The organism is Vreelandella profundi (genome assembly GCF_019722725.1).
GTDB lineage: Bacteria > Pseudomonadota > Gammaproteobacteria > Pseudomonadales > Halomonadaceae > Vreelandella > Vreelandella profundi.
The window spans coordinates 498,051-519,719 of sequence record NZ_CP077941.1; the positions used below are offsets into that span (position 1 = coordinate 498,051).

Here is a 21,669-nt window from a genome sequence, read left to right on the forward strand (position 1 = left end):
TAAAGGACGCATAATTAAGTCGTAGAGTGCGCAAGCTTGGTTGCGAGCAGAGCGCGAAATACGCCGTTCATCAGCACCGGTTCGTCATGGCGTATGGAAAAACCTGCCGCCGTGAGTAGCGGCTGCGCTTGGCGGGTTATGTCAGTGGCAATCGCCGATGTCAGTTGGTTCAGCAAGCGCCGGCCCGCTCCCGAAGGCTGGCTGTCCGGTTGGAATTTGTCCATCACGCATAGCTGGCCACCTGCTTTTAACACGCGGTGTACTTCGCTAAGCCCTTGCTGCGGGTTAGGCATCACCGCAATGATCAGGTGCATGATTACGACGTCAAAGTGTTCATCGGGATAGCCGATCGACTCAGCGTCCATAACGCGACATTCAACGTCGCGGCGCAGCGTTTCAGCGCGCTTGGCTGTGCGCTTCACCATAGCGGGCGCCAGGTCGGTGGCGTGCAGCTCAATATCATGCGGCAGAAAAGGCAGGTCCAATCCCGTCCCCGCACCGACCATCAGCACACGCATGCCTGGCTCCCAGTCCACCTGGCCAAGCGCAATGCGCCGCGGTTTACGAAATGCGCGATTAGCGACGGCGTCATAAAAGGGAGCGTAGGCGGTATAGCGTAGGCGGTTCCATGCGGTAGTATTGAACATGAGAGATACTCCAAGCGAGCCGTTTTGCGTACTCTCTGTTGTACACCACGTCAGGCAGCAGTGCTAAGCGTTTGCGAAGAACCCCAATGCATTGTTTTATGGTTACTGTTTTATCGTTACTGTCGCTACGGCCCGAAGCTTTAAGAACCACATAGCCCGTAACCGGTCTATAATGTTCTCTTACAAGGATATCGGATAGGGTAGCTGACTAAGCTGCTGGCGACTGATTCCTACGCCGTGCTTGAATACGGCGCATTCGGCTGATCGAATGAGCATGATGATATGTCGATTCGGCACATAAGCGAACTTGAACTTAGTCAAAGGATTGTCCGGGAGCAATACGCTAAATGAGTGGATTTACCTCACGAAACATCTTAAGCCGCAAAGGCTTTTGCTCTGTCGCCGTTTTAGGCGGGCTGCTGATTGGCAGCATTCCTCTTCAAGCTTTCGCCTTCGGTTTTGATGATGTTGCCAGGCGAGCCGAGGAACTGGCTCAGCAGGGTTACAGCGCGCCAGAAACGGCCATGCCGAATGAGCTGCGAGAACTTAGCTATGCGGAATACGCGCAAATCCAGTATAAGCGAGACCGTGATGTTTGGAGCGGTACTGGTTCGCCGTTTACGCTTAGCTTTTTCCATGAGGGAATGCATTACGGCAGTGCGATCCAGTTAAACAGTATTGATTCGCAGGGTGACGTTCATAATTTTGCTTACAACCCTGACGATTTTACTTACGGTGATTTGAATATCCCTGACGGCGTTAAAAATAGCGATGATCTGGGTATCGCCGGCTTGAGAATTAACTATGCGATTAACGATGCTGATCGCAAAGATGAAGTCATGGTGTTTCTGGGGGCAAGCTATTTCCGCGCCGTAGGTAGAGGGCAGGTTTACGGCATTTCGGGACGTGGCCTTGCCGTTGATACAGGGCTGCCATCGGGTGAAGAGTTTCCACGGTTTAAAGAAATGTGGGTTGTCGAACCTAGCCAGGAAAGCCAATATTTAACTATTTTTGCGCTGCTCGATTCGCCGAGTGTGACCGGTGCCTATCGCTTTGTGCTGCGCCCCGGTGACGACACCTTGGTCGATGTGCAGTCGCGCCTTTATTTGCGCCGCGCTGTCGAAAAGCTGGGCATAGCACCGCTAACGAGCATGTATCTTTACGGCCCTGAGCAGCCTTCACCGACGCTTAACTATGTGCCCGCCATCCATGATTCTAATGGTTTACTCATTAACGATGAGCAGAATGGCTGGACCTGGCGCCCGCTGGTGAATCCGGCCAGACTGATGATGAATCGACAAGAAACGCCTGAGTTAGGCGGCTATGGGCTGATGCAGCGCGGCCACAACTTTAGCGACTATCAGGATCTTGATGCACGTTATGACCAACGCCCGAGTGCTTGGATTGAGCCGCTAAATGATTGGGGGCCCGGGAGTGTTGAGCTGATTCAAATTCCTACGGACAACGAAACCAACGACAATATTGTATCGATGTGGTTGCCTGACGGGGAGCATGAGCCGGGTACACCGCTGGCCTTCGATTACCGCATGACGACTACCGTCGATGAAGAGCGTCATGTGGATCCGCAGCTTGCTTGGGTGGATGAAACCAGACGCTCGCGTGGCGAGGTGGTGAGGGATAACCTGGTCCGTGAGGCCGATGGCACGCTTTCGTTCGTGCTCGACTTTGTTGGGCCCGCGCTTGACGGTATTGGCAGCAATGCCAACATAAGCGTTCAGGCAAGCGTGGGGGATAATGGCAGCTTAGCGTCTAGCCGCGTTGTCCCTAACCCGGCTACCAATGGCTGGCGCGTGTTTGTCAACGTCAAACGTGAGAATACCAGCCAGCCGTTAGATATCAGGGCGCAGTTAATGCGCGACGGTAAGCCGATCTCCGAGACTTGGTACTATAGGCTGCCTGCGAATGGCTGATATGAAGGCTTCGACGCCAGCGCCGACTAATCGTTACCTTGAGCGGCTGGCGCTCGAGACGCAGGATCGCGATGAGCGGCGCAAGCTATTAGTCAGTGATCTTGATCAACACGACATGGCGTCGTTGCATGCTACGTTAGGCGGGCACAGCGATGAATATAGTGACGACAGTGATCCGGCCGCGTCATCTGTTGGCCGGCGCCTGGCGCTGGCCTATGCAGAGCCGCCGCTAGCGCCCCCCGAGGTGCTTTCAACCGACGCGTCAGGCATTACAAGGTTGCGCACGTCGCTTCCCATCAAGCGAACGCCGCTGGCGCCGCAGCAGTGGTCGACCAATCCTATTGTGAATACCGGTCGGCGCCTGAAAAACTGGGCTAACCGCGGTTGGAGCCGCCGGCGCAAAAGAGAATATCATTCTCCCGCGTCCTGGAGAGGGGTGGCCTCCAGGCGCCGCTGGGTTTTGCTAGTGCTGATTTTCGGCCAAAGCATTATCGCGGCCAATCAGATGCGTACCGTGCTTCCCTCCCAGGGGCAGCAGTGGCTTGAAATAACGATTCTGTCACTGTTTGTGCTGCTGTTTGCCTGGGTATCTGCAGGGTTTTGGACGGCGCTGATGGGGTTCTTCCAGCTACTGCGCGGCAATGACCGTTACGCCATTGATAGCGAGGTAGGCGACGAGCCGATTCATGCTGACGCGCGCACAGCGCTGCTGGTGCCCATTTGTAATGAGGATGTTGCTCGGGTATTCGCCGGCGTGCGCGCCACGTTGGAATCGCTACGCAGCACCGGTAATGATCAGCATTTTGATATCTTTATTCTTAGCGATACCTTTGATGCCGATATTGCTATTCAGGAAAGCTACGCTTGGCTGTCGATGTGCCGGGATCTTGAGGCCTTCGGGCAGGTTTTTTACCGCCGCCGACAGCGCCGTGTAAAACGCAAAAGCGGCAATCTTGACGATTTTTGTCGCCGCTGGGGTGCGCTTTACCGCTATATGCTGGTGCTGGATGCGGACAGCGTGATGAGCGGCAAATGCCTGACTCGCTTAGTGCAAATGATGGAGGTGCATTCCAAAGCGGGCATTATTCAAACCGCGCCACGGGCCTCTGGACGCCTCAATTTGTATGCGCGCATGCAGCAGTTTGCAACACGCGTTTACGGGCCGCTGTTTACTGCGGGGCTGCACTTTTGGCAGCTTGGTGAATCGCATTACTGGGGGCACAATGCAATCATTCGCTTAGCCCCTTTTATGCGCCATTGCATGCTCGCACCGCTGCCTGGCAAGGGGTCGATGTCGGGCGAGATTTTATCCCATGACTTCGTTGAGGCGGCATTGATGCGGGGCGCCGGCTGGGGGGTGTGGATTGCCTACCGGTTAGAAGGCAGCTATGAAGAGATGCCGCCTAACTTACTCGACGAGCTCAATCGGGACAGACGCTGGTGCCACGGCAATTTGATGAACTTTCGGCTGTTTTTCTCGAAAGGTATTCATCCCGTACACCGCGCCGTGTTCCTGACGGGCTTAATGTCTTATCTTTCAGCGCCGCTATGGTGCTTGTTCTTAGTGCTGTCTACCGCGCTGTTAGCCGTGCATATCTTTGGCACGCCCAACTACTTCCCAGAGCCGGGAATGCTGTTTCCCGTGTGGCCGCAGTGGGATCCAACCTTAGCCGTGGGGCTGTTTGGTGTGACCGCGCTACTGCTGTTCTTGCCTAAGTTTCTTAGCGTACTGCTGGTGTGGATCAACGGTAGCCGCCAATTTGGTGGGCCGCTCAAAGTGTTGGCCAGCATGGTGCTTGAGTCGCTTTTTTCGATGCTGCTAGCGCCGGTAAGAATGCTGTTTCACACCCGCTTCGTGCTGGCATCCTTGATGGGCTGGGAGGTGCAGTGGCGCTCACCCTCACGCGAAAATAGCGATACCACCTGGGGCGATGGGATACGCAATCATTGGAGCCAGACGCTGATAGGCGCCGTGTGGGCAGCGGGCGTTTACGTGCTGGAACCGACGTTTCTTTGGTGGCTATCGCCCATCGTGGTTTCCCTGATGCTGTCTATTCCGGTATCGGTACTATCGAGCCGTGTCACGTTAGGGCGCCTTAGCTTTCAAAAGCGGCTGTTCCGGATTCCCGAAGAGACGCAGCCGCCGCGCGTGCTGCGGCGAATGGTGAACTTGCTTGCCCAGATGAACACAGGAATGGCGGCACCGTCATTTGCCCAGGTGGTGGTGGACCCCGTCCCCAATGCGCTGGCCACTGCGCTTGGCGCCTCACGGCATTCAGATGCCGAGCCCGTGCGTAGGCGTCGAGACGAGCGGGTTTCACGCGCAGTTAAGATGGGGCCTGCGGCAATGAGCCAGTTGGAGCGTTTAGACTTTCTCGACGACCCGGTGATGATGTCGCAGTTGCACTATCACGTGTGGGACGATAGCAACGCGCATCAACGTTGGTTTGGCGATGGCCTGCCAGGGCGCGAATCCAAACATCTACCTACATTTAAATAAGCGTTTTATAACGTCTAATCAAGCTGGCTGAAAGGCTGGCTTGATTTTTTCTGCTGTTGCCGCGCTGCTACTGCCTGCCTAAGTGCTTTTGTCTGCCTAAGTACTGTCGCCTGCCTAATTGCTTTGCCACTAACTGCCTCGCTCGCCGTTTGTCAAAACGTGCTTCCCATATCGATTGATAGCGCTATAGTTGAAACACGCAACTTTTTAAACCTCAATGATCTGTCAGTATGATGAAAGTCGCCGCTGCAAGGCCGCATTGAGAAAAAGAAAGAGTGAAAGAAAAAGGAAAGCACTATGGCCCAGACCTATCACACCAAGGTGGGAAGTCGCAGCTACCGCTTCGCGAGCCTAGCCGAGCTAATGGCAAAAGCCACGCCGCCCCGTTCGGGTGACCGCTTGGCCGGAGTGATGGCAGAAAGCGCTGAAGAGCGCGTGGTCGCCCAGATGCTGCTGGCCGAGCTTCCGCTCACCACCTTTTTAAATGATGCGTTAATTCCTTACGAAGACGATGAGATCACTCGGCTGATTATGGATGACCATGACGCCGACGCCTTTGCCCCCATTCGACACCTCACGGTAGGTGATTTTCGTAACTGGCTGCTCTCGGATCATGCGTCCAGCGAGGCGCTTACCGCCATACGCGCAGGCGTTACGCCTGAAATGGCCGCCGCGGTCAGTAAGCTAATGCGCAACCAGGATCTCATCTTGGTAGCAAAGAAGTGCCGGGTCATTACCGCCTTTCGCAATACCATTGGTCTACCTGGACGGCTCTCCACGCGCTTACAGCCAAATCACCCTACCGACGACGTAACCGGCATTGCCGCCAGTATTCTCGATGGCCTGCTCTACGGTAGCGGCGATGCGGTGATTGGCATCAACCCAGCCACTGATAACGTCGCCCAAAGCGTTAAGCTGATGCGCTTAATGGACGATGTCATCCAGAAATATAAGATTCCCACCCAGTCGTGCGTGCTCACGCATGTGACCAACACGCTGGAAGCGATAGAGCAGGGCGCCCCTGTGGATCTGGTCTTTCAATCCATCGGTGGAACGGAGGCGACTAACCGCAGCTTCGGCTTTGACTTGAGCACGCTGGCGGAAGCCGAATCCGCGGCTCAGTCGCTTAATCGCGGCACGGTGGGGCGCAACGTGATGTACTTTGAAACCGGCCAGGGCAGCTCGCTTTCTGCCGATGCTCACCACGGGCTCGACCAGCAAACCTGCGAGGCGCGTGCCTATGCCGTGGCGCGTAAGTTCAACCCTCTGCTGGTGAATACCGTGGTGGGCTTTATCGGCCCCGAGTATTTGTTTGACGGTAAGGAGATCACCCGTGCCGGGCTTGAAGATCACTTCTGCGGCAAGCTGTTGGGTGTGCCCATGGGGTGCGATGTTTGCTACACCAACCACGCCGAAGCCGATCAAAATGATATGGATAATCTGCTGACGCTGCTTGGCGTGGCGGGCTGCAACTTCATCATGGGCATCCCTGGTTCTGACGACATCATGCTCAACTATCAGACCACCTCTTTTCACGATGCGCTTTATGCGCGACGAGTGCTGGGGCTGAAAGCGGCGCCCGAATTTGAGCGATGGCTTGAAGAAATGCAGATTTTCCAGGATGTGAGCACCTACCGGCTTAATGACCAGCTGCCCGCTGCCTTTGCTAATAGCCTGCGTCACCTACCCAAGGAGCCTCGCCATGGTACATAACGGATCATCGCCTATCGTGGTGGAGAACCCCTGGGAGCGTCTCAGTGCCTTTACCGATGCGCGCATTGGCTTAGGGCGTGCGGGCATCAGCCTGCCGACCAGCAAGCTGCTGGCATTCCAGCTGGCCCATGCGCAGGCGCAAGATGCGGTGCACTGCCCGCTAGATGTCGAGAAACTGGCCGACGAGCTTACTCAGGCCCTCGATTTGTCTCAGCCGCCTCTATGCCTGCATAGCCATGCCCAAGACCGTGCGACGTATCTTCAGCGGCCAGATTACGGCCGGCGGCTTAATGACGAAACCCGCGAGCAATTGCAGCAAGCCGCTACCTCTCAGCAGCGTTTTGACCTCTCGGTGGTGATTGCCGATGGGCTTTCGGCGCTGGCCGTGCAGCAGAACAGCGCCGCGTTTCTCAGCGCACTTTATAAGCTATTCAAAAACGATAGCGCCGATTGGCAGCTAGCGCCGCTCACGATTGTTGAGCAGGGCCGGGTCGCGATTGGCGACGAGGTAGGCGCACTGCTGAATGCCGATGCCGTGCTGGTGATGATCGGTGAGCGGCCTGGGCTGAGCTCGCCAGATAGCCTGGGGCTGTATATGACCTGGGCGCCGCAGCCAGGGCTTAAGGACGATAGCCGCAACTGTATTTCTAACGTGCGCCCGGCAGGCTTGCAGATCGAAGAAGCCGCCAGGCGCTTTTTTTTACTTTTGAAGGAGGCCCGCCAACGCAAGCTATCAGGCGTTACGCTAAAAGACCGCAGCGAAGACGATGTGCTAGAAAGCGACTCTGCTGCGAACGGTTCTACGCGCAACTTTTTGGTTGCCGATTAAGGCGGTTAATTCCCGCCAATCGCACCCTGAAAGCGCCTTTTAGCTCGATCAAATGACCATCTTCTAACAATAATATGGAACGTCGTAATCAGCACTTGAAACGGAGAACGGCACGCCGCTGACAACTCTTTCGTTCCACATGATAAGGGCACAACGATGACACAATCCTCGGTTGATCAGGCGTATCTGGCAAAACGCCAGCTGCGTAAAGGCACTGCTGGCTGGATGCTGCTAGCAGGGCTTGGCGTTTCCTACGTTATTTCCGGGGACTTCGCCGGATGGAACTTTGGCATCGCCGAAGCGGGATGGGGCGGTTTTGCGATTGCTGCCTGTTTAATGGCGCTAATGTACCTTGCCTTAGTGCTATCGCTGGCGGAGATGTCTGCGGCGATACCGGCCGCGGGCGGTGGTTACAGCTTTGCTCGCCAGGCGATGGGGCCGGCAGGCGGGTACTTAACGGGGCTTGCTGTATTGATCGAGTACGCCTTGGCGCCCGCCGCGATTGTGATTTTTATTGGCGCCGCGGTTGAGTCATTGCTAGGCATTAACGGGCCGTTGGTTTATCTGATTTTTTACGCGGTGTTTATCGGTATTCATCTGGCCGGCGTGGGTGAAGCGCTCAAGGTCATGATGGTTATTAGCGGCCTGGCGGTATTTGCCATTCTAGCGACCGCTGTAGCGCTGATAGGCAGTTTTGATGCGGCCAATTTGTTTGATATAGCCCCCACCGATGCCGCGGGCGCGAGCACGTTTATGCCGTTTGGCTGGTACGGCGTTTGGGCGGCGCTGCCGTTTGGGATGTGGCTGTTTCTGGCGGTCGAAGGCGTACCGCTGGCCGCTGAAGAAGCTAAAGACCCTGCGCGTGATATGCCTAAAGGCATTATCGCTGCGATGCTGTTTTTGCTGTTCACTGCGCTGCTGGTGGTTGTGTTGTTAGCCGGCGCCGCAGGGGCTGAAATGATCGGCCAAAGCGGCGTGCCGCTGGTGGATGCGCTTAATGCGACCGGCAATCCGATGCTGGCGACCACGGTTAACGTGCTGGGCTTGGCGGGGTTAATTGCTTCCTTCTTTTCGATTATTTATGGCTATAGTCGGCTGGTGTTTGCGCTGTCGCGGGCGGGCTATTTGCCTAAGCGTCTATCGCTGACCAGCGGGCGTAAAGTGCCTTATCTGGCGCTGATTGTACCCGGTGTGTTTGGCTTTCTGGCATCGCTAAGCGGGGAAGGCGACCTGATGCTAGCAATGGCCGTGGTAGGGGCAACTATTTCCTATGCGCTGATGGCGCTAAGCCATATTTTACTGCGTTTAAAGCAGCCTGATTTGCCGCGCCCCTATAAAACTCCAGGGGGAATTGTGACCTCCTCGATCGCGCTGGTGCTGGCCTTGGTTGCCTTAACCGGCGTATACGCCTTTGATCCACGCGCGTTTAACTACACCATCGTGCTGTTTATCGCGGGTGCAGCCTACTTCTTCCTCTACAGCAAGCATCATCTGGTGGCGAAAACAGCCGAAGAAGAATTTGCGCTGGTGTCCGCCGCACCTGACGAGCTTGATAAGAGCGAACACACACCAGCCGCCGCTAAGCTGTAAGCGAGCCAGCGATTAGGCTACTGTGGTAAGCCCCTGACGGTATGACGTCGGGGGCTTTTTCTTAGCTATTTTGCCTATCTGTTTTTTTCTATCTGTTTTTTCTATCTATGAGCCGTTGCGAGGTGACCTTATGACGCTGACCTTTAATAATGCTGACGAGCAGCAGCGCTGGTATGCCGTTGACGATGGTGTCATGGGCGGTGTTTCCCAAAGCAGGTTTAGCGTTGCCGACGGTGAAGGTCGTTTTCAGGGTGAGGTGTCGCTCGAAAACGGCGGCGGCTTTGCCTCTGTGCGTCGCGAGCCTAACGGTTTTGAATCCACGCTAGCGGGAGCCAAGGGCATCGCTGTTAGCGTGCTAGGAGATGGCCGCACCTATCAATTACGCCTGAAAAGCACCACGCTCGGCGATGCGTCGGCGTATCGGGTGAAATTTACGCCTTCCGCTGACACGTGGGAGACCATACATTTTCCATGGGACGCGTTTGAAGCCGTGCGGCGTGGCACGCTACTCAGCGATGCACCGGCGATAACGCCCAGCGACATTCACATGCTGGGCTTCTTAATTGCTGATCGCACCGCTGGGCCTTTCTGCCTGCAGGTCAAACGTATTGAGTCCATCGACTAACAATGAGGGAATCATGACAGCAAGGCCGCATTTAGTGGTGTTTACCGGATCGGGAATCAGCGCCGAGAGTGGCATCAAAACGTTTCGTGCCAGCGACGGCCTTTGGGAGGACTATCCGATTGAAGACGTCGCCACACCACGTGCGTGGCAGCGTAATCCGCAGCAGGTGTTGGATTTTTATAATCAGCGCCGCGAGCAGATCCGCCGAGCAAAGCCCAATGCTGCGCATAAAGCTCTGGCGGCCCTTGAGCAGGATGGGTTTGACGTCAGCATCATTACCCAGAATATCGATGATCTTCACGAGCGGGCAGGTTCGCATCATGTGCTGCACTTACATGGTGAGATTTTAAAGGCGCGCTCATCGGTTGATGAACACATGCGCTATCCGTTGCCTAAAGGCGGCATTGCGCTGGGTGATGTCTGTGATAAGGGCAGCCAGCTACGCCCTGATGTGGTCTGGTTTGGTGAGGCGGTGCCGCTATTTGCCGAGGCCTGTGAGCTTGTCAGTAAGGCTGATTTTCTATTAGTGGTGGGTACCTCGCTGGCGGTGATGCCTGCCGCTTCGCTGCTCTCGTACATTGATGTCGAGACACCCTGCGCGCTGGTCGACCCAGAGGCCGACATGCTCAGCCCGCCGGGCGTCTTGGCGATCAACGCCACCGCGGGCGAGGGCGTGCCCGCCCTCGCCAATCGCTGGAAGCAGCAGGGTCATTTGCGGCTGTCTTGAAAATTCGAGACTGAATTGGAATGCAACAGTCCTTAACGTTATTAAGCCCTTAAGAACCACGCCTTCATGACGTCGGTAATCTGGGTGATTTCCGCCTCAGAGGTGATATAAGCGGGCATGGTATACAGCCATCGGCCAATGGGGCGCAGCCAAACGCCGTGTTCGCGGGCGAAGTCTCCTACGCCTTTTAGCGCCTCTGCGGAGTGCGCTTCGATCACGGCGGTGGCGCCGAGTACTCGAACGTCGGCAACGGCTGAATGTTCGTTCAGCGCTGGGTCTTCCAGTAGCTCACGGCGCAGCTGCTGGCTGAGTCTCGCAATTTTGCCCAGGTAATTCTCTTCCTCAAATACACGCAGGCTCTCCAGTGCCACGCGGCAGGCGAGCGGATTGCCCATAAACGTCGGGCCGTGCATAAACGCGTGCGGAGGGCTGTCACCGATAAAGGCGCTGTGGACGCGATCCGTGGCCAGGGTTGCAGCGTGACCCAAATAGCCACCGGTCAAGCCTTTGGAGAGCACCATAATATCTGGCGTGACGCCCGCATGGTCCGCGGCAAACAGCTTGCCGGTGCGGCCAAAGCCGGTAGCTACTTCATCAAAAATCAACAGCACGCCAAACTCATCGCACAGTGCTCTGGCGCCAGCAACATAGCCCGGTGACGTCATGTTGAGCCCGCCAGCCGCCTGTAGTAATGGTTCCATCAACAGCGCTGCGATCTCGTGATGATATTGCTCAAGCACGCCACGCAGAGCATGAAGGTCGTGTTCAACCTGCTCAGCGCTGGCATCAAAAGGAGCCGTAGGTGCCGGAGCAAAATGATGCTGAGGCAGTAGGCTGGCGAACAGGCTGTGCATGCCTTCTTCCGGGTCGCACACCGCCATGCAGCCGGTGGTGTCGCCGTGGTACGCCTTCATCAGCGAAAGCATCTTTGCCTTGCCAGGGTTGCCGGTGAGCACCTGATACTGGAGGGCCATTTTCATCGCCACTTCCATGCCAACCGAACCACTGTCCGAATAGAAAACGTGATTCAGCCCGGCGGGCGTAATGCGCACTAGCTCACGCGCTAACTGGTCAGCGGGCTCATGGGTTAAGCCGCCAAGCATGACGTGGCAAAGCTCGCCAGCCTGCTCACGTATGGCCGCCACCAAGCGCGGGTGGCCGTAGCCGTGGATCATGCACCACCAGGAACAGGTGGCATCCAGCAGGCGTTCTCCGCTTTCAAGCACAAAGTGCGTGCCTTCACCGCCGACCACCTTGGGTGCGGGTGCCTGTGTTTTTAGATGTGAATAAGGATGCCAAACCGGCGTTGTCATAACGGCTCCAGGGAGAGATAGGGGGCGGCAGTCGCGGCCTCGGGGGCATCAAGATGGGGGATAATGCCTAAGCAGTGGGCCGCCAGCCTCGTTTTTAAGTGGGCAATATTGGCCTCAAAGCGAGTTGAGTCGGCGGCAAAGGCGGGGTCGACCACGCTGCCCGCCCAACCTGCGAGATGCAGGCCATCGGCACGAATGGCTTCTGCCGTTAAGCGGGCATGGTTCAAACAGCCTAGCTTTAGGCCGACGACCAGAATCACCGGCAGCTTGAGGGCGATTGCCAGGTCGGCGAAATCTTCCTGGGCGTTTAATGGGACCCGCCAACCGCCTGCGCCTTCAATCAACGTGAAGTCTCTCGGTGTTTGGGTAAACGTTTTGCGCAGTAAGTGAGTAATGGCGCTGGCTTTCAGCGGTTGGCCTGTTTCTATCGCAGCGAGATGAGGCGCTATAGCGGGCGCAAAAGTGATGGTGTTCACCGTGGCGTAGTCGACTGAGGGCACGCTCTGTCGCTGTAGTGCCAAAGCATCGTCGTTACGCAGGCCATCGCTCGTCTGCTCACTGCCGGAAGCCACAGGCTTAAGACCCAGTGTGCTTAACTGTTGTTGGCGGGCAGCATATAGCAACGCGCTGGTCACCAATGTTTTACCCGCATCGGTATCGGTGCCCGTAACAAACCAGACGTTCATAGCGGTTTTTCCAATTGCAGGGTTAAACAGCGATAGCTCACCGGCAGACCCATCCGCTCGCGCAGTTGCTCAAAGCGCGCTTGTGCGGTGGCGATGTCAGCTCGCGTAAGAGGGGTGTGCGATCGGGCAAGCTGTGCTCCCACCCCTTTAATGGACGCCATGACGGCCGTTAGGTCGGGATAGTAGAAACGCTCAATCGACGCAGTCTGCTGGATTATCGTTAAGCGGCTTTTAGCGATGGCCTTCACAACACTTGCCTGATCAGGCGTTTTTAGCAGTGCTTCGGGCCTCTGCCAGGCCTGGGCAACTTCTTGCAACGTTCCTGGCAGTAGTGTCGTGATATGCGCTTGCCCACCAGGCTGTAACACGCGGTAGAGTTCATTCATGACGGCGCTAATATCGGGGCACCACTGCACCGCCAAGTTGGAAAAAACCAGATCAAATAAATGCGCATCAAAGGGCTGGGCGGCAGCATCGCCGGGTTGCCAGTCAATGCTTTCACCGTGGCGCTGGCGGGCCTGTTCCAGCATGCCGGGCGCTAAATCTAATCCAGTGATATGCGCGCAGGGGTAACGTGTTGCCAATCGCTGCGTCCAGTAACCGGTGCCGCACCCCATGTCCAACACGTTAAAAGCACGGGTAGGTAACGAATCCCAAAGTGCCTCGCCTATTTGGCGTTGAGCCGTGGCTAGCGCATCGTAGCGAGGAGCGGCGCGGGAGAATGCGTGGGCGACCCGCGCCTGCCAGTGGGTTTCGCTATTCAGCGTTAGATCCATCATAAAACCGCCATGCTGGTATTCGTCATCTGGATGGCATCGTTAGCCATCTGGGTGACATGGCGAATAATCGACGCCGCCAGAGCCTGCGGCTGCGAGAGCATCGGGCAGTGTCCGACACCGCTTAGCGTTTCACTTATATGGTGCTGAGCGCGGCTAATGAAGGGATCATATTCGCCGGTGAGACGTACAACCGGGCAGAGGGGCGCCGCTAAGCGTGAGCGATTATCAATCGACGCCAGCCACTGTAAACCGGAAGCTAAGGTGATGTTATCGGCGGGTGGCGCATCGCCCAGCAAGTCACGTAGCTGCCGATACGCCTGCCGAGGATTTAGTTCTTCTTGCGCCTGCCAGCGTAAAAAGTGTTGCCACGTCGCGGTAGGTTCGCGCTGAAAGGCACGCTGGAACGCCTTTAGCTCGCGGGTAGTGACACCGCCGCTGGCACCGGTCTCGTCTCTGGCACAGAAAGTATCGCCCGCACCGAGCAGAATGAGGCCGCGTGGTGGGGGAAGGTGCTCAAGCAGTGCCGTTGCCAGTAGTCCGCCTAATGACCAGCCGACCCATACCGCATCGCTGGGTAGTGACGGGGCCATGGCCTCGGCTAGTGATGTCAGCGTTGCGCCAGCTCTTAGCGCAGGGGTGGCGCCGTACCCAGGCCATTCGATCGCTTGGGGAGCAAGGTGATCTGGCCAGTACGTCTCGAGTGGCTGCCAAATATGCTGATCGACTCCCCAGCCTGAAAGCAATATCACGCGTAGCGGTTGCATAGCACCTCTTTCTGCTGACAGTGGTAAAGCGCTGCGAGTAGTTGATCAATATCACCGCGCTGATGGCGCGCACTAAGCGTAATGCGTAGCCGTGCTTCACCGTTAGGCACCGTAGGTGGTCGAATCGCGCCTACGTGTATGCCCTTTTGCTGGAGCTGCACCGCCCAGCTTAGGGTGCGCGTTTCATCGCCCAAGATTAGCGGCTGAATAGGGGTGGCCGAATCGCTGAGCGGTAGCCCCAAGCGCAGCGCCTCATGACGAAAGTAAGCGATGTTGGCGTTTAGCTGAGCGCGGCGTTCGGGTTCACCCTGAACGATTTCAAGCGCTTTTAAAGTAGCGGCGGCAATCGCCGGGGGCTGTGCGGTGGTATAGATATAGCTGCGTGAAAACTGAATCAGATGATCGATTAACGCGGCGTCACCGGCGACAAATGCCCCGGCGGTGCCTAACGCTTTACCCAAAGTGCCGACCAAAATTGGCACCTCGGTGCTATTCCAGGTGCTGCCCACGCAGCCGCTTCCATCGTCGCCGAGTATGCCTACGCCGTGGGCATCGTCGATCATCAGCCAGGCGTTATGGCGCTGGCTGACGGTGACTAAAGCACCAATATCTGCGATATGGCCGTCCATGCTGAAGATGCCATCGCTGACCACGAGCTTGTGCTCGGACTCACTGCGCCCCAGCAGATTTTCCAGATCCATAGCATCGCGGTGATGAAAACGCCGCGAGCGCGCGCCGCTTAACGCAGCGCCATCGATTAGCGATGCATGGTTAAGGCGGTCTTGGAAGATAGCCGTGTGGCTATCTGCCAGTGCTTGCAGCACGCCGATATTCGCCATATAGCCCGTGGAAAAAAGCAGCGCACGCTGCCGCCCTGTCCAGCGGGCTAGGGTTTCTTCCAGCGCATCGTGAATGGCTAGATGGCCGCTGACCAAATGCGAAGCACCTGCACCCGAGCCAAAACGCCGCGCACCTTCAGCCTGGGCCTCGCTGACACGTGGATCGTGGGCGAGGCCCAGGTAGTCGTTGCCTGCAAAGTTGAGCGTGCTACGCGCCAGTACCTGGCGCGTTCGCCAGCGGTGTTGCCGCTGACGATCAGCGCGGGCATCGCTTAAGCGTTGTTGCCATGCATCAAGCACTGACATCTACCGCTAACTCGGCCACGCGTTCGGCGTGTACCTGCTGCTGCGCTTGCTGAACAAGACGGGCGGCGTGGGTAGCGTCGCTTTCACAGGTGTCGCGTGTTTCAGGGTGTAGGCCGAGCTTGGTAAACAGCGCGCGATCGCGATTCGCTTGGGGATTGCTGGTCGTCAGCAGTTTGTCGCCGTAGAAAATCGAGTTGGCGCCCGCCAAAAATGCCAGCGCCTGGGTCGACTCGTTCATCTGCTCACGGCCGGCGGATAGCCGTACGTGGCTTTGGGGCATCATAATGCGGGCGACCGCAATCGCGCGGATAAACACAATGGGATCTAGATCTTCGACGTTTTCCAGCGGGGTACCGGGTACTTTCACCAGCATATTGATCGGCACGGACTCCGGGTGAGGTGACAGCTTGGCCAGCTGCTGCAGCAAGGCGCTGCGGTCGTTGGCCTCTTCGCCCATGCCAAGAATACCGCCGGAGCAAACCTTCATGCCCGCCTCGCGGACGTTAGACAGCGTTTCCAGCCGGTCGCTGTAGGTACGCGTGGTGATGATTTCAGCGTAGTAATCCGGCGAGGTATCCAGGTTGTGGTTGTAGTAATCAAGGCCCGCCGTGGCAAGCCGGCTAGCTTGCTCGCCATCCACCATTCCCAGCGTCATACAGGTTTCCAGACCAACCGCTTTGACCTGGCGCACCATCTCTTCGACTAACAATAGATCCTTATCGCGCGGGCTTCGCCACGCTGCGCCCATGCAAAAACGGCTGGCACCGGCCTCTTTAGCGGCCTTGGCTTGTTCGACGACTTTTTCAATTTCTAACAGCTTCTCTTTTTCGAGCTGGGTGTTGTAGTGGCCGGACTGGGGGCAGTATTTGCAGTCCTCTGGGCAGGCGCCGGTTTTAATCGAGAGTAGGGTAGAGATCTGCACCGCGTTAGCGTCAAAGTGGGCGCGATGAACCTGCTGGGCTTGAAACAGCAGGTCGTTGAACGGAAGCGCAAAAAGCGCGTTGATTTCATCCAGCGTCCAGTCATGGCGCTGACTAAGGCATTTTTCACGGGCTAGTGGCATGATGTAAACCTTTTATATTTTAATAGTTGACGAGACTTTAGCGGCGTTGCGCTTTACGTGTCAACGTTGAACGATTTTTAGGTTTACAGCGTCAGCGGAAATATTCGTCAAGATAGCGCGCGCTCCTTTATACTCTGCGCCCTTTTCCACACTTGAGAGCGCGGATGTCTGCTTTTGATCGTCCTGTTGATGATGGCTCTTCTGAAAATAGCTCTGCTGGGCATGGCGGCGGCTCCGTTGCCGGGTATCCGCGTCCACCGCGGCGTGAATTCAAGGCGCGCGGAAGTTTTGTGACGCGCTGTGAGGCTTGCCAGCTTCCCGCTCTGAACTGTTTGTGCCCGTATCAGGTGAAGGCTGAGAGCCATGCTCAGGTATGGTTATTGACCCATCCGCTCGAACATTTTAAGCCGACCAATACCGGGCGTTTGATACGCGATGTGCTGACGACGACGCAGGTGTTTACCTGGTATAGGATGGCGCCGGATGCGCGTTTGCTGGCACTGCTGGAAGATCCGCGCTATGCGCCTTTTTTGATTTTTCCTGACGATCAGGCAGATTACGCCGATCGAGTAGTGGGGTTGGATGCGGTTGAAGAAGCTAAAAGCCAGGCGCGCATTCCGGTGTTTATTATTTTAGACGGCACCTGGCGCCAGGCGCGGCGCATGTTTCGCAGAAGCGTCTATCTGGATAAATTGCCGATTCTGCCGCTGCATACTGAGCGTGAAACCCGCTATCGGTTAAGAAAGCCCGCGTCTAAAGCGCATCTATGCACGGCAGAAGTGGCCATCGAGCTGCTGCGCCAAGGCGGTGATGTCGCCGCTGCCGATAGGTTAGATGATTATTTTGATGTGTTTAACGATAGCTACGCGGCGAGCCGACTGCATCACAAAATAGACCCGCCGACCGCCGCCATGCGGCGTCTTTCTGCACAGCGAGACGCAGCGCTCACCGGGGAGTGAGCGCTGCGAATAGCGTCTTTACGCGCTGCCAAATAACGCACCGGCAATTCTAAAGCCTGCCACCCAGGTGCCTATTGCCGAGCCGAGCGTGGCGAGAATAAAGACCAGCAAGGTGCGCGATACACGGTTTTTCCACCAGCCTTTTAGCTGCGTGACGTCGTGGCGCAGCGTTGAGAAGTCGCGCACTTTGGGTTTACGCATGTAAAGCTCAACACCCGCAGCCACGAAGCCTGCGCCAATCGTCGGATTCAGCGAGGTCAGCGGGGCGGCGAAGAAGGTGGCAATCACGGTCACCGGATGCGCTAACGCGATAATGGTCGCACCGCCCGCGAGAATCCCGTTAATTAAGAACCACTCAAGAACCAGCTGCCAGCCAAGGCCCGTGTTACGCGAGAAGCCGACGGCAAAGCCTGTTAACACCAGCGCGGTAATCAGCCACGGCAGTATTTTCCAGAGTTTCGTGGGTGCCGGGGTCGCTTCAAGTGATTCGCGCTCTACCTTGGGGTCCGCGGGCAGCGGCGCCTCAAGATGCTCAACGGTGCCTTTCAGGTGGCCGGCGCCGATAACCACCAGCACATGCTGATAGCGCCCCGGTGGAGCATCTTCCGCTAAGCGCAGCGCCATATAGCGATCACGCTCGCTAATCAGCGGCGTATAAAGCGCCTCAGATTCGGCGGCAAATTCGTTGAACGTTGCCTCCAGCATATCGCCTTCTTTAAGCTTTTCGATATCCTCTTTGGAAACATCCTGACGTGATAGCACGCTGCCGATAAGGCCTGAAAATAGCGAGAAGCGCTGCCACCACGGCACGTTGCGATAAATGCGTTTTAGCGTCAGGCCCACATCGCGGTCTACCAACAGCAGCGGTAGCTGCAGCCGGCTAGCTTCTTCCACCGCCGCGCGCATTTCTGCCCCAGGCTGAATGCCGGACTGGTCGGCAATGCGCTGCTGAAAAGCGCCCAGTGCAAGGCTTGCGGCCACCATGCCCGCTTTGCCTTCTTTAAATACTTGGAACAGGTCTTGCTCGCCCATGGCATCTGGGTTGGACATGCTGTGATGGCGGGCGTCACAGAGCTCAATAGCCACGGCATCAAAGGCGCCGCTGTCCAGCAGCTTGCGAACGTCGTCCGCGCTTTCTGCTGATACGTGGGCCGTGCCTAGCAGCGTATAGCGGGTATCGCCGATGGCGATCGTTTTAAGCGGCCCGCTGGTGGCCGGGAGCGAGGTCGGCGGTAGTTCTAGCGGCGGTGTCTGTGTGTCAGGCGTAGCGTTACCCGACGCTTCTTCAGGGGACGTGTCTTCGTGATTCATTAACGGCTCTCAAGTCGATCAAATAAGTAGGCCTGATGTGTAACATTTAACGTCGCCAGAAGGCGGGAGTAAAAAGCACCAGTACCGTGAAAATTTCCAGGCGCCCTAGCAGCATGGCCATGACCAAGATCCATTTCGCGAAGCTAGGCAAGTCGCCATAGTTAGTGCTGGCTTCACCTAGTGCGGGGCCAAGATTGTTGAGCGCTGACCCCACCGTCGACCAAGCCGTCACTTGATCTACGCCGGTCGCCATAACGCCCACCAGCATTAAAAAGAACAGCAGGACGTAAACGGAAAAGAAGCCCCACACGGCTTGGGCAATGCCGTCGGGAACGCTGACTTTACCGACTTTCACCGCAATTACCGCGTTGGGGTGAATCAGTCGCATGATTTCACGCATGCCCTGCTTAAGAATCAAAATAATCCGAATCACTTTCATGCCGCCCGCCGTTGAGCCGGAACAGCCGCCAACGAAGGCCGCTACAAAGAGTAAAAACGGCAGCGCGCCCGGCCACATCGAGAAGTCGGCGACGCTGTAGCCTGCGGTCGTGGCGACAGACACCACTTGGAAAATCCCGTGCCGTAAACCGCGCTCTGTCTCGTAGGTATTTGTCAGCCAGAGTGACAGCACCGTGATTACCGCCAGGGCGAGCAGGAAGAGCATCAAAAAGCGTGCTTCCGGATCCTGAAAGTAGTGCAGCAGGCTTTTTTCGCGCCAGGCGATAAAATGCAGGCTAAAGCTAAAGGCTGAAATCAGCATAAAGACCACGCAAATCATTTCAATCATTGCGCTATCAAAATAGCCGATACTGGCGTCATGCGTAGAAAAACCGCCGTTGGCAACGGTGGAAAAGCTGTGGCTCAACGCATCAAACCAGCCCATGCCCGCCAGCATATACGCAATCATGCAGGCGATTGTCAGCGTGGCGTATATGTACCACAGGGCTTTCGCCGTTTCGGTGATGCGGGGAGTGAGCTTAGAGTCTTTGAGCGGCCCCGGGATCTCGGTACGATAAAGCGCCATGCCGCCAATGCCGAGCGTAGGCAAAATAGCCACTGCCAGTACCACAATCCCCATGCCGCCTAGCCACTGAAGCTGCTGACGATAGTAAAGAATCGATTCGGGTAAAAAGTCGATGCCGGTAATCACCGTTGCACCGGTCGTGGTTAAGCCGGAGAACGATTCAAACACCGCGTCGGTAATGCTTAACGAGCCATCTCCGAACAGCATCAGTGGCAGCGAGCCAAACAGCGCCAGTACCGTCCAAAACATCACGGCGATAATAAAACCATCGCGGATCCGCAGCTCTTTCTGAGAGTGTCGGTTGGGAAGATACAGCAATAGCCCCGTAGCGACCGAAATCGCAATGCCGATAATAAAGGCACTCCACACGCCGTCTCGAAACCAAAGTGACATCAGCGTGGGAGGCAGCATGGTAAGGCTGAAGAGCATCAGCAACAGCCCCAAAATGCGCAAAATAACCCTCAGACTCATGGTTGTTGCATGCTCCTGTTATTAGCTCTGGATGGCAGTGATGCTGGGGTTATCAAAAGAATGTTAAACCAACTTGGAATAGGCGCTCTACATCACGGATACGCCGCTTATCGATCACAAACAGGATCACGTGGTCGCCGCTCTCTACCATCACATCGCCGTGGGCAATGATGACCTCTTTGCCGCGTACAATCGCGCCGATGGTGGTGCCGTCGGGTAGGTCGATGTCACGAATGGCGCGGCCGACTACTTTGGACGACTGCTTGTCGCCATGGGCGATGGCTTCAATCGCTTCGGCCGCGCCGCGACGCAGCGAGTGCACGTTAACGATGTCGCCGCGGCGCACGTGGGTGAGCAGGCTGCCGATGGTGGCCTGCTGAGGGGAGATGGCAATATCGATTTCGCCGCCTTGGACCAAATCCACGTACGCCGCGTTGTTAATTAACGTGAGCACTTTTTTCGCTCCTAGGCGCTTGGCGAGCAGCGATGACATGATATTGACCTCGTCATCGTTGGTCAGCGCGCAGAAGATATCGCACTCTTCAATGTTCTCTTCTTCCAGCAGGCGCTTGCTGGTGGCGCTGCCATGCAGTACGACGGTACGGTCCAGGCGTTCCGAGAGCGTGGTGCAGCGCTCCAGATTGTGCTCGATGATCTTGACCTGGTGGCTGTGCTCTAAGTGCTCTGCCAGCCGCTCGCCGATATTGCCGCCACCGGCGATGACGACGCGGCGAAAGTCGCGTTCGACTCGGCGTAGCTCGCTCATTACCGCGCGAATGTCGCGACGGGCGGCCAGGAAAAACACTTCGTCGTCGGCTTCAATCACGGTATCGCCGCGTGGAATAATCGGCCGGTTGCGTCGATAAATAGCGGCTACGCGAGTGTCTACATTGGGCATGTGGTGGCGTAGAAAGGCGAGGTCTTGACCCACCAGCGGGCCGCCGTAAAAGGCTTTAACCGCGACCAGCTGAACCAACCCACCGGCAAACTCCAGCACCTGCAGCGCCCCCGGATGCTCAATCAAACGGCGTACGTGATCGGTGACCACTTGCTCTGGGCTGATCAGTACGTCGATGGGAATGGCTTCATGGGCAAAAAGCCCTTTGCGGGTTAAGTACGCCGTGGCCCGCACTCGGGCGATTTTGGTGGGCGTACGAAACAGCGTGTGCGCTACCTGGCAGGCGATCATGTTGATCTCGTCGCTGTTGGTCACAGCGATCAACATATCGGCGTCTTCACAGCCCGCCTGGCGCAGCACAATAGGATATGAGCCCGGCCCCGTGATGGTACGGATGTCGAGTTTGGTATGTAGCTCGCGCAGTTTTTTGGCATCAGTGTCGACGACGGTGATGTCGTTTTCTTCGCGAGCGAGGTGTTCTGCTAAGGTGCCGCCGACCTGGCCGGCGCCAAGAATGATGATTTTCATTGCTGAGCATCGGTTCCGTTAAAAGCACCAGCGCGATGTCGTTAAGACCGAGAGGCGGTCTTACGACTCCTTCCTGCAAGACCCTGACGCTCATGAGTGTATTGAGTCAGGGCGTCTATCATGCGCTGCAATAAAGACGGCGGCCAGTGTAAACTAGCCGCCGCTG

Annotated in this window: 18 protein-coding genes; 8 read left to right on the forward strand and 10 right to left on the reverse strand. The window is 56.6% G+C overall.

What is annotated here, in order from left to right; translation table 11 throughout:
* Nucleotides 1-14: 14 nt before the first annotated feature.
* Nucleotides 15-647, reverse strand: coding sequence for a class I SAM-dependent methyltransferase (locus KUO20_RS02360; RefSeq protein WP_235041313.1), 633 nt, complete (start codon nt 645-647; stop codon nt 15-17).
* 347 nt (nt 648-994) lie between these two features.
* Between KUO20_RS02360 and KUO20_RS02365 the strand changes: the two genes are divergently transcribed.
* The 7 genes from KUO20_RS02365 (at nt 995) to KUO20_RS02395 (ending at nt 10,562) form a co-directional block, all read left to right on the forward strand.
* Nucleotides 995-2,578, forward strand: a complete 1,584-nt coding sequence (locus KUO20_RS02365) for a glucan biosynthesis protein G (protein WP_235041314.1) — start codon at nt 995-997, stop codon at nt 2,576-2,578.
* Nucleotides 2,571-5,078: a glucans biosynthesis glucosyltransferase MdoH gene (gene mdoH, locus KUO20_RS02370; RefSeq protein WP_235041315.1), complete on the forward strand. Its 2,508-nt coding sequence runs from the start codon at nt 2,571-2,573 to the stop codon at nt 5,076-5,078. The genes KUO20_RS02365 and mdoH overlap by 8 nt, the downstream gene beginning before the upstream one ends.
* 297 nt (nt 5,079-5,375) lie before the next feature.
* Nucleotides 5,376-6,791, forward strand: a complete 1,416-nt coding sequence (locus KUO20_RS02375) for an ethanolamine ammonia-lyase subunit EutB (RefSeq protein ID WP_235041316.1) — start codon at nt 5,376-5,378, stop codon at nt 6,789-6,791.
* Entirely contained in the window at nt 6,781-7,620 is an 840-nt protein-coding gene (gene eutC / locus KUO20_RS02380; RefSeq protein WP_235041317.1) for an ethanolamine ammonia-lyase subunit EutC, read from the forward strand. The genes KUO20_RS02375 and eutC overlap by 11 nt, the downstream gene beginning before the upstream one ends.
* 156 nt (nt 7,621-7,776) lie before the next feature.
* On the forward strand, nt 7,777-9,210 hold the full coding sequence (gene eat, locus KUO20_RS02385; protein ID WP_235041318.1) for an ethanolamine permease: 1,434 nt from the start codon (nt 7,777-7,779) through the stop codon (nt 9,208-9,210).
* A 130-nt stretch (nt 9,211-9,340) separates the two neighbouring features.
* Nucleotides 9,341-9,835 (forward strand): CIA30 family protein, encoded by a 495-nt coding sequence (locus KUO20_RS02390; protein WP_235041319.1) that lies wholly within the window; start codon nt 9,341-9,343, stop codon nt 9,833-9,835.
* A gap of 13 nt (nt 9,836-9,848) precedes the next feature.
* Complete coding sequence (locus KUO20_RS02395) at nt 9,849-10,562, forward strand: SIR2 family NAD-dependent protein deacylase (protein ID WP_235041320.1); 714 nt, start codon at nt 9,849-9,851, stop codon at nt 10,560-10,562.
* Nucleotides 10,563-10,603: 41 nt separating this feature from the next.
* Here KUO20_RS02395 and bioA read toward each other — a convergent pair whose 3' ends face one another.
* From bioA to bioB, 6 genes are read right to left on the reverse strand one after another with little or no spacing between them, the layout of a single operon-like run.
* The gene (gene bioA / locus KUO20_RS02400; RefSeq protein ID WP_235041321.1) at nt 10,604-11,875 is read right to left on the reverse strand and encodes an adenosylmethionine--8-amino-7-oxononanoate transaminase; all 1,272 of its coding nucleotides are present in this window, start codon (nt 11,873-11,875) and stop codon (nt 10,604-10,606) included.
* Nucleotides 11,872-12,561: a dethiobiotin synthase gene (bioD, locus tag KUO20_RS02405; protein ID WP_235041322.1), complete on the reverse strand. Its 690-nt coding sequence runs from the start codon at nt 12,559-12,561 to the stop codon at nt 11,872-11,874. Before bioD ends, bioA begins: the two co-directional genes overlap by 4 nt.
* Entirely contained in the window at nt 12,558-13,340 is a 783-nt protein-coding gene (locus tag KUO20_RS02410; RefSeq protein WP_235041323.1) for a methyltransferase domain-containing protein, read from the reverse strand. Before KUO20_RS02410 ends, bioD begins: the two co-directional genes overlap by 4 nt.
* Nucleotides 13,337-14,104, reverse strand: a complete 768-nt coding sequence (locus KUO20_RS02415; RefSeq protein ID WP_235041324.1) for an alpha/beta fold hydrolase — start codon at nt 14,102-14,104, stop codon at nt 13,337-13,339. Before KUO20_RS02415 ends, KUO20_RS02410 begins: the two co-directional genes overlap by 4 nt.
* The gene (gene bioF / locus KUO20_RS02420; RefSeq protein ID WP_235041325.1) at nt 14,086-15,249 is read right to left on the reverse strand and encodes an 8-amino-7-oxononanoate synthase; all 1,164 of its coding nucleotides are present in this window, start codon (nt 15,247-15,249) and stop codon (nt 14,086-14,088) included. Before bioF ends, KUO20_RS02415 begins: the two co-directional genes overlap by 19 nt.
* Nucleotides 15,236-16,312: a biotin synthase BioB gene (bioB, locus tag KUO20_RS02425; protein ID WP_235041326.1), complete on the reverse strand. Its 1,077-nt coding sequence runs from the start codon at nt 16,310-16,312 to the stop codon at nt 15,236-15,238. The genes bioF and bioB overlap by 14 nt, the downstream gene beginning before the upstream one ends.
* Before the next feature lie 164 nt (nt 16,313-16,476).
* On the opposite strand from bioB, the gene KUO20_RS02430 reads away from it, so the two are divergent.
* On the forward strand, nt 16,477-17,271 hold the full coding sequence (locus KUO20_RS02430; protein WP_235041327.1) for a tRNA-uridine aminocarboxypropyltransferase: 795 nt from the start codon (nt 16,477-16,479) through the stop codon (nt 17,269-17,271).
* A gap of 18 nt (nt 17,272-17,289) precedes the next feature.
* On the opposite strand, the gene KUO20_RS02435 is transcribed toward KUO20_RS02430, so the two are convergent.
* The 3 genes from KUO20_RS02435 to trkA are packed head-to-tail and all read right to left on the reverse strand — an operon-like array spanning nt 17,290 to nt 21,503.
* Nucleotides 17,290-18,582: a TraB/GumN family protein gene (locus KUO20_RS02435; RefSeq protein ID WP_235041328.1), complete on the reverse strand. Its 1,293-nt coding sequence runs from the start codon at nt 18,580-18,582 to the stop codon at nt 17,290-17,292.
* Between the two features lie 46 nt (nt 18,583-18,628).
* A complete protein-coding gene (locus tag KUO20_RS02440; RefSeq protein ID WP_235041329.1) occupies nt 18,629-20,077 on the reverse strand; it encodes a TrkH family potassium uptake protein in 1,449 nt (482 codons plus the stop codon).
* A gap of 52 nt (nt 20,078-20,129) precedes the next feature.
* Nucleotides 20,130-21,503 carry a Trk system potassium transporter TrkA gene (gene trkA / locus KUO20_RS02445; RefSeq protein ID WP_096282082.1) on the reverse strand — a complete coding sequence of 458 codons (1,374 nt, stop codon included), beginning with the start codon at nt 21,501-21,503 and terminating at the stop codon, nt 20,130-20,132.
* Nucleotides 21,504-21,669: the final 166 nt, after the last annotated feature.

What these genes read in the sequence shown, in the direction of transcription:
- KUO20_RS02395 (WP_235041320.1), top strand. Translation starts at nt 9,849, where the DNA reads ATGACAGCAAGGCCGCATTTAGTGGTGTTTACCGGATCGGGAATCAGC.
- KUO20_RS02375 (WP_235041316.1), top strand. Translation starts at nt 5,376, where the DNA reads ATGGCCCAGACCTATCACACCAAGGTGGGAAGTCGCAGCTACCGCTTC.
- KUO20_RS02360 (WP_235041313.1), bottom strand. Translation starts at nt 647, where the DNA reads ATGTTCAATACTACCGCATGGAACCGCCTACGCTATACCGCCTACGCT.
- KUO20_RS02410 (WP_235041323.1), bottom strand. Translation starts at nt 13,340, where the DNA reads ATGATGGATCTAACGCTGAATAGCGAAACCCACTGGCAGGCGCGGGTC.
- bioF (WP_235041325.1), bottom strand. Translation starts at nt 15,249, where the DNA reads ATGTCAGTGCTTGATGCATGGCAACAACGCTTAAGCGATGCCCGCGCT.
- KUO20_RS02430 (WP_235041327.1), top strand. Translation starts at nt 16,477, where the DNA reads ATGTCTGCTTTTGATCGTCCTGTTGATGATGGCTCTTCTGAAAATAGC.
- KUO20_RS02390 (WP_235041319.1), top strand. Translation starts at nt 9,341, where the DNA reads ATGACGCTGACCTTTAATAATGCTGACGAGCAGCAGCGCTGGTATGCC.
- bioA (WP_235041321.1), bottom strand. Translation starts at nt 11,875, where the DNA reads ATGACAACGCCGGTTTGGCATCCTTATTCACATCTAAAAACACAGGCA.
- KUO20_RS02435 (WP_235041328.1), bottom strand. Translation starts at nt 18,582, where the DNA reads ATGAATCACGAAGACACGTCCCCTGAAGAAGCGTCGGGTAACGCTACG.
- eat (WP_235041318.1), top strand. Translation starts at nt 7,777, where the DNA reads ATGACACAATCCTCGGTTGATCAGGCGTATCTGGCAAAACGCCAGCTG.
- bioD (WP_235041322.1), bottom strand. Translation starts at nt 12,561, where the DNA reads ATGAACGTCTGGTTTGTTACGGGCACCGATACCGATGCGGGTAAAACA.
- KUO20_RS02365 (WP_235041314.1), top strand. Translation starts at nt 995, where the DNA reads ATGAGTGGATTTACCTCACGAAACATCTTAAGCCGCAAAGGCTTTTGC.
- KUO20_RS02440 (WP_235041329.1), bottom strand. Translation starts at nt 20,077, where the DNA reads ATGAGTCTGAGGGTTATTTTGCGCATTTTGGGGCTGTTGCTGATGCTC.
- eutC (WP_235041317.1), top strand. Translation starts at nt 6,781, where the DNA reads ATGGTACATAACGGATCATCGCCTATCGTGGTGGAGAACCCCTGGGAG.
- KUO20_RS02415 (WP_235041324.1), bottom strand. Translation starts at nt 14,104, where the DNA reads ATGCAACCGCTACGCGTGATATTGCTTTCAGGCTGGGGAGTCGATCAG.
- mdoH (WP_235041315.1), top strand. Translation starts at nt 2,571, where the DNA reads ATGGCTGATATGAAGGCTTCGACGCCAGCGCCGACTAATCGTTACCTT.
- trkA (WP_096282082.1), bottom strand. Translation starts at nt 21,503, where the DNA reads ATGAAAATCATCATTCTTGGCGCCGGCCAGGTCGGCGGCACCTTAGCA.
- bioB (WP_235041326.1), bottom strand. Translation starts at nt 16,312, where the DNA reads ATGCCACTAGCCCGTGAAAAATGCCTTAGTCAGCGCCATGACTGGACG.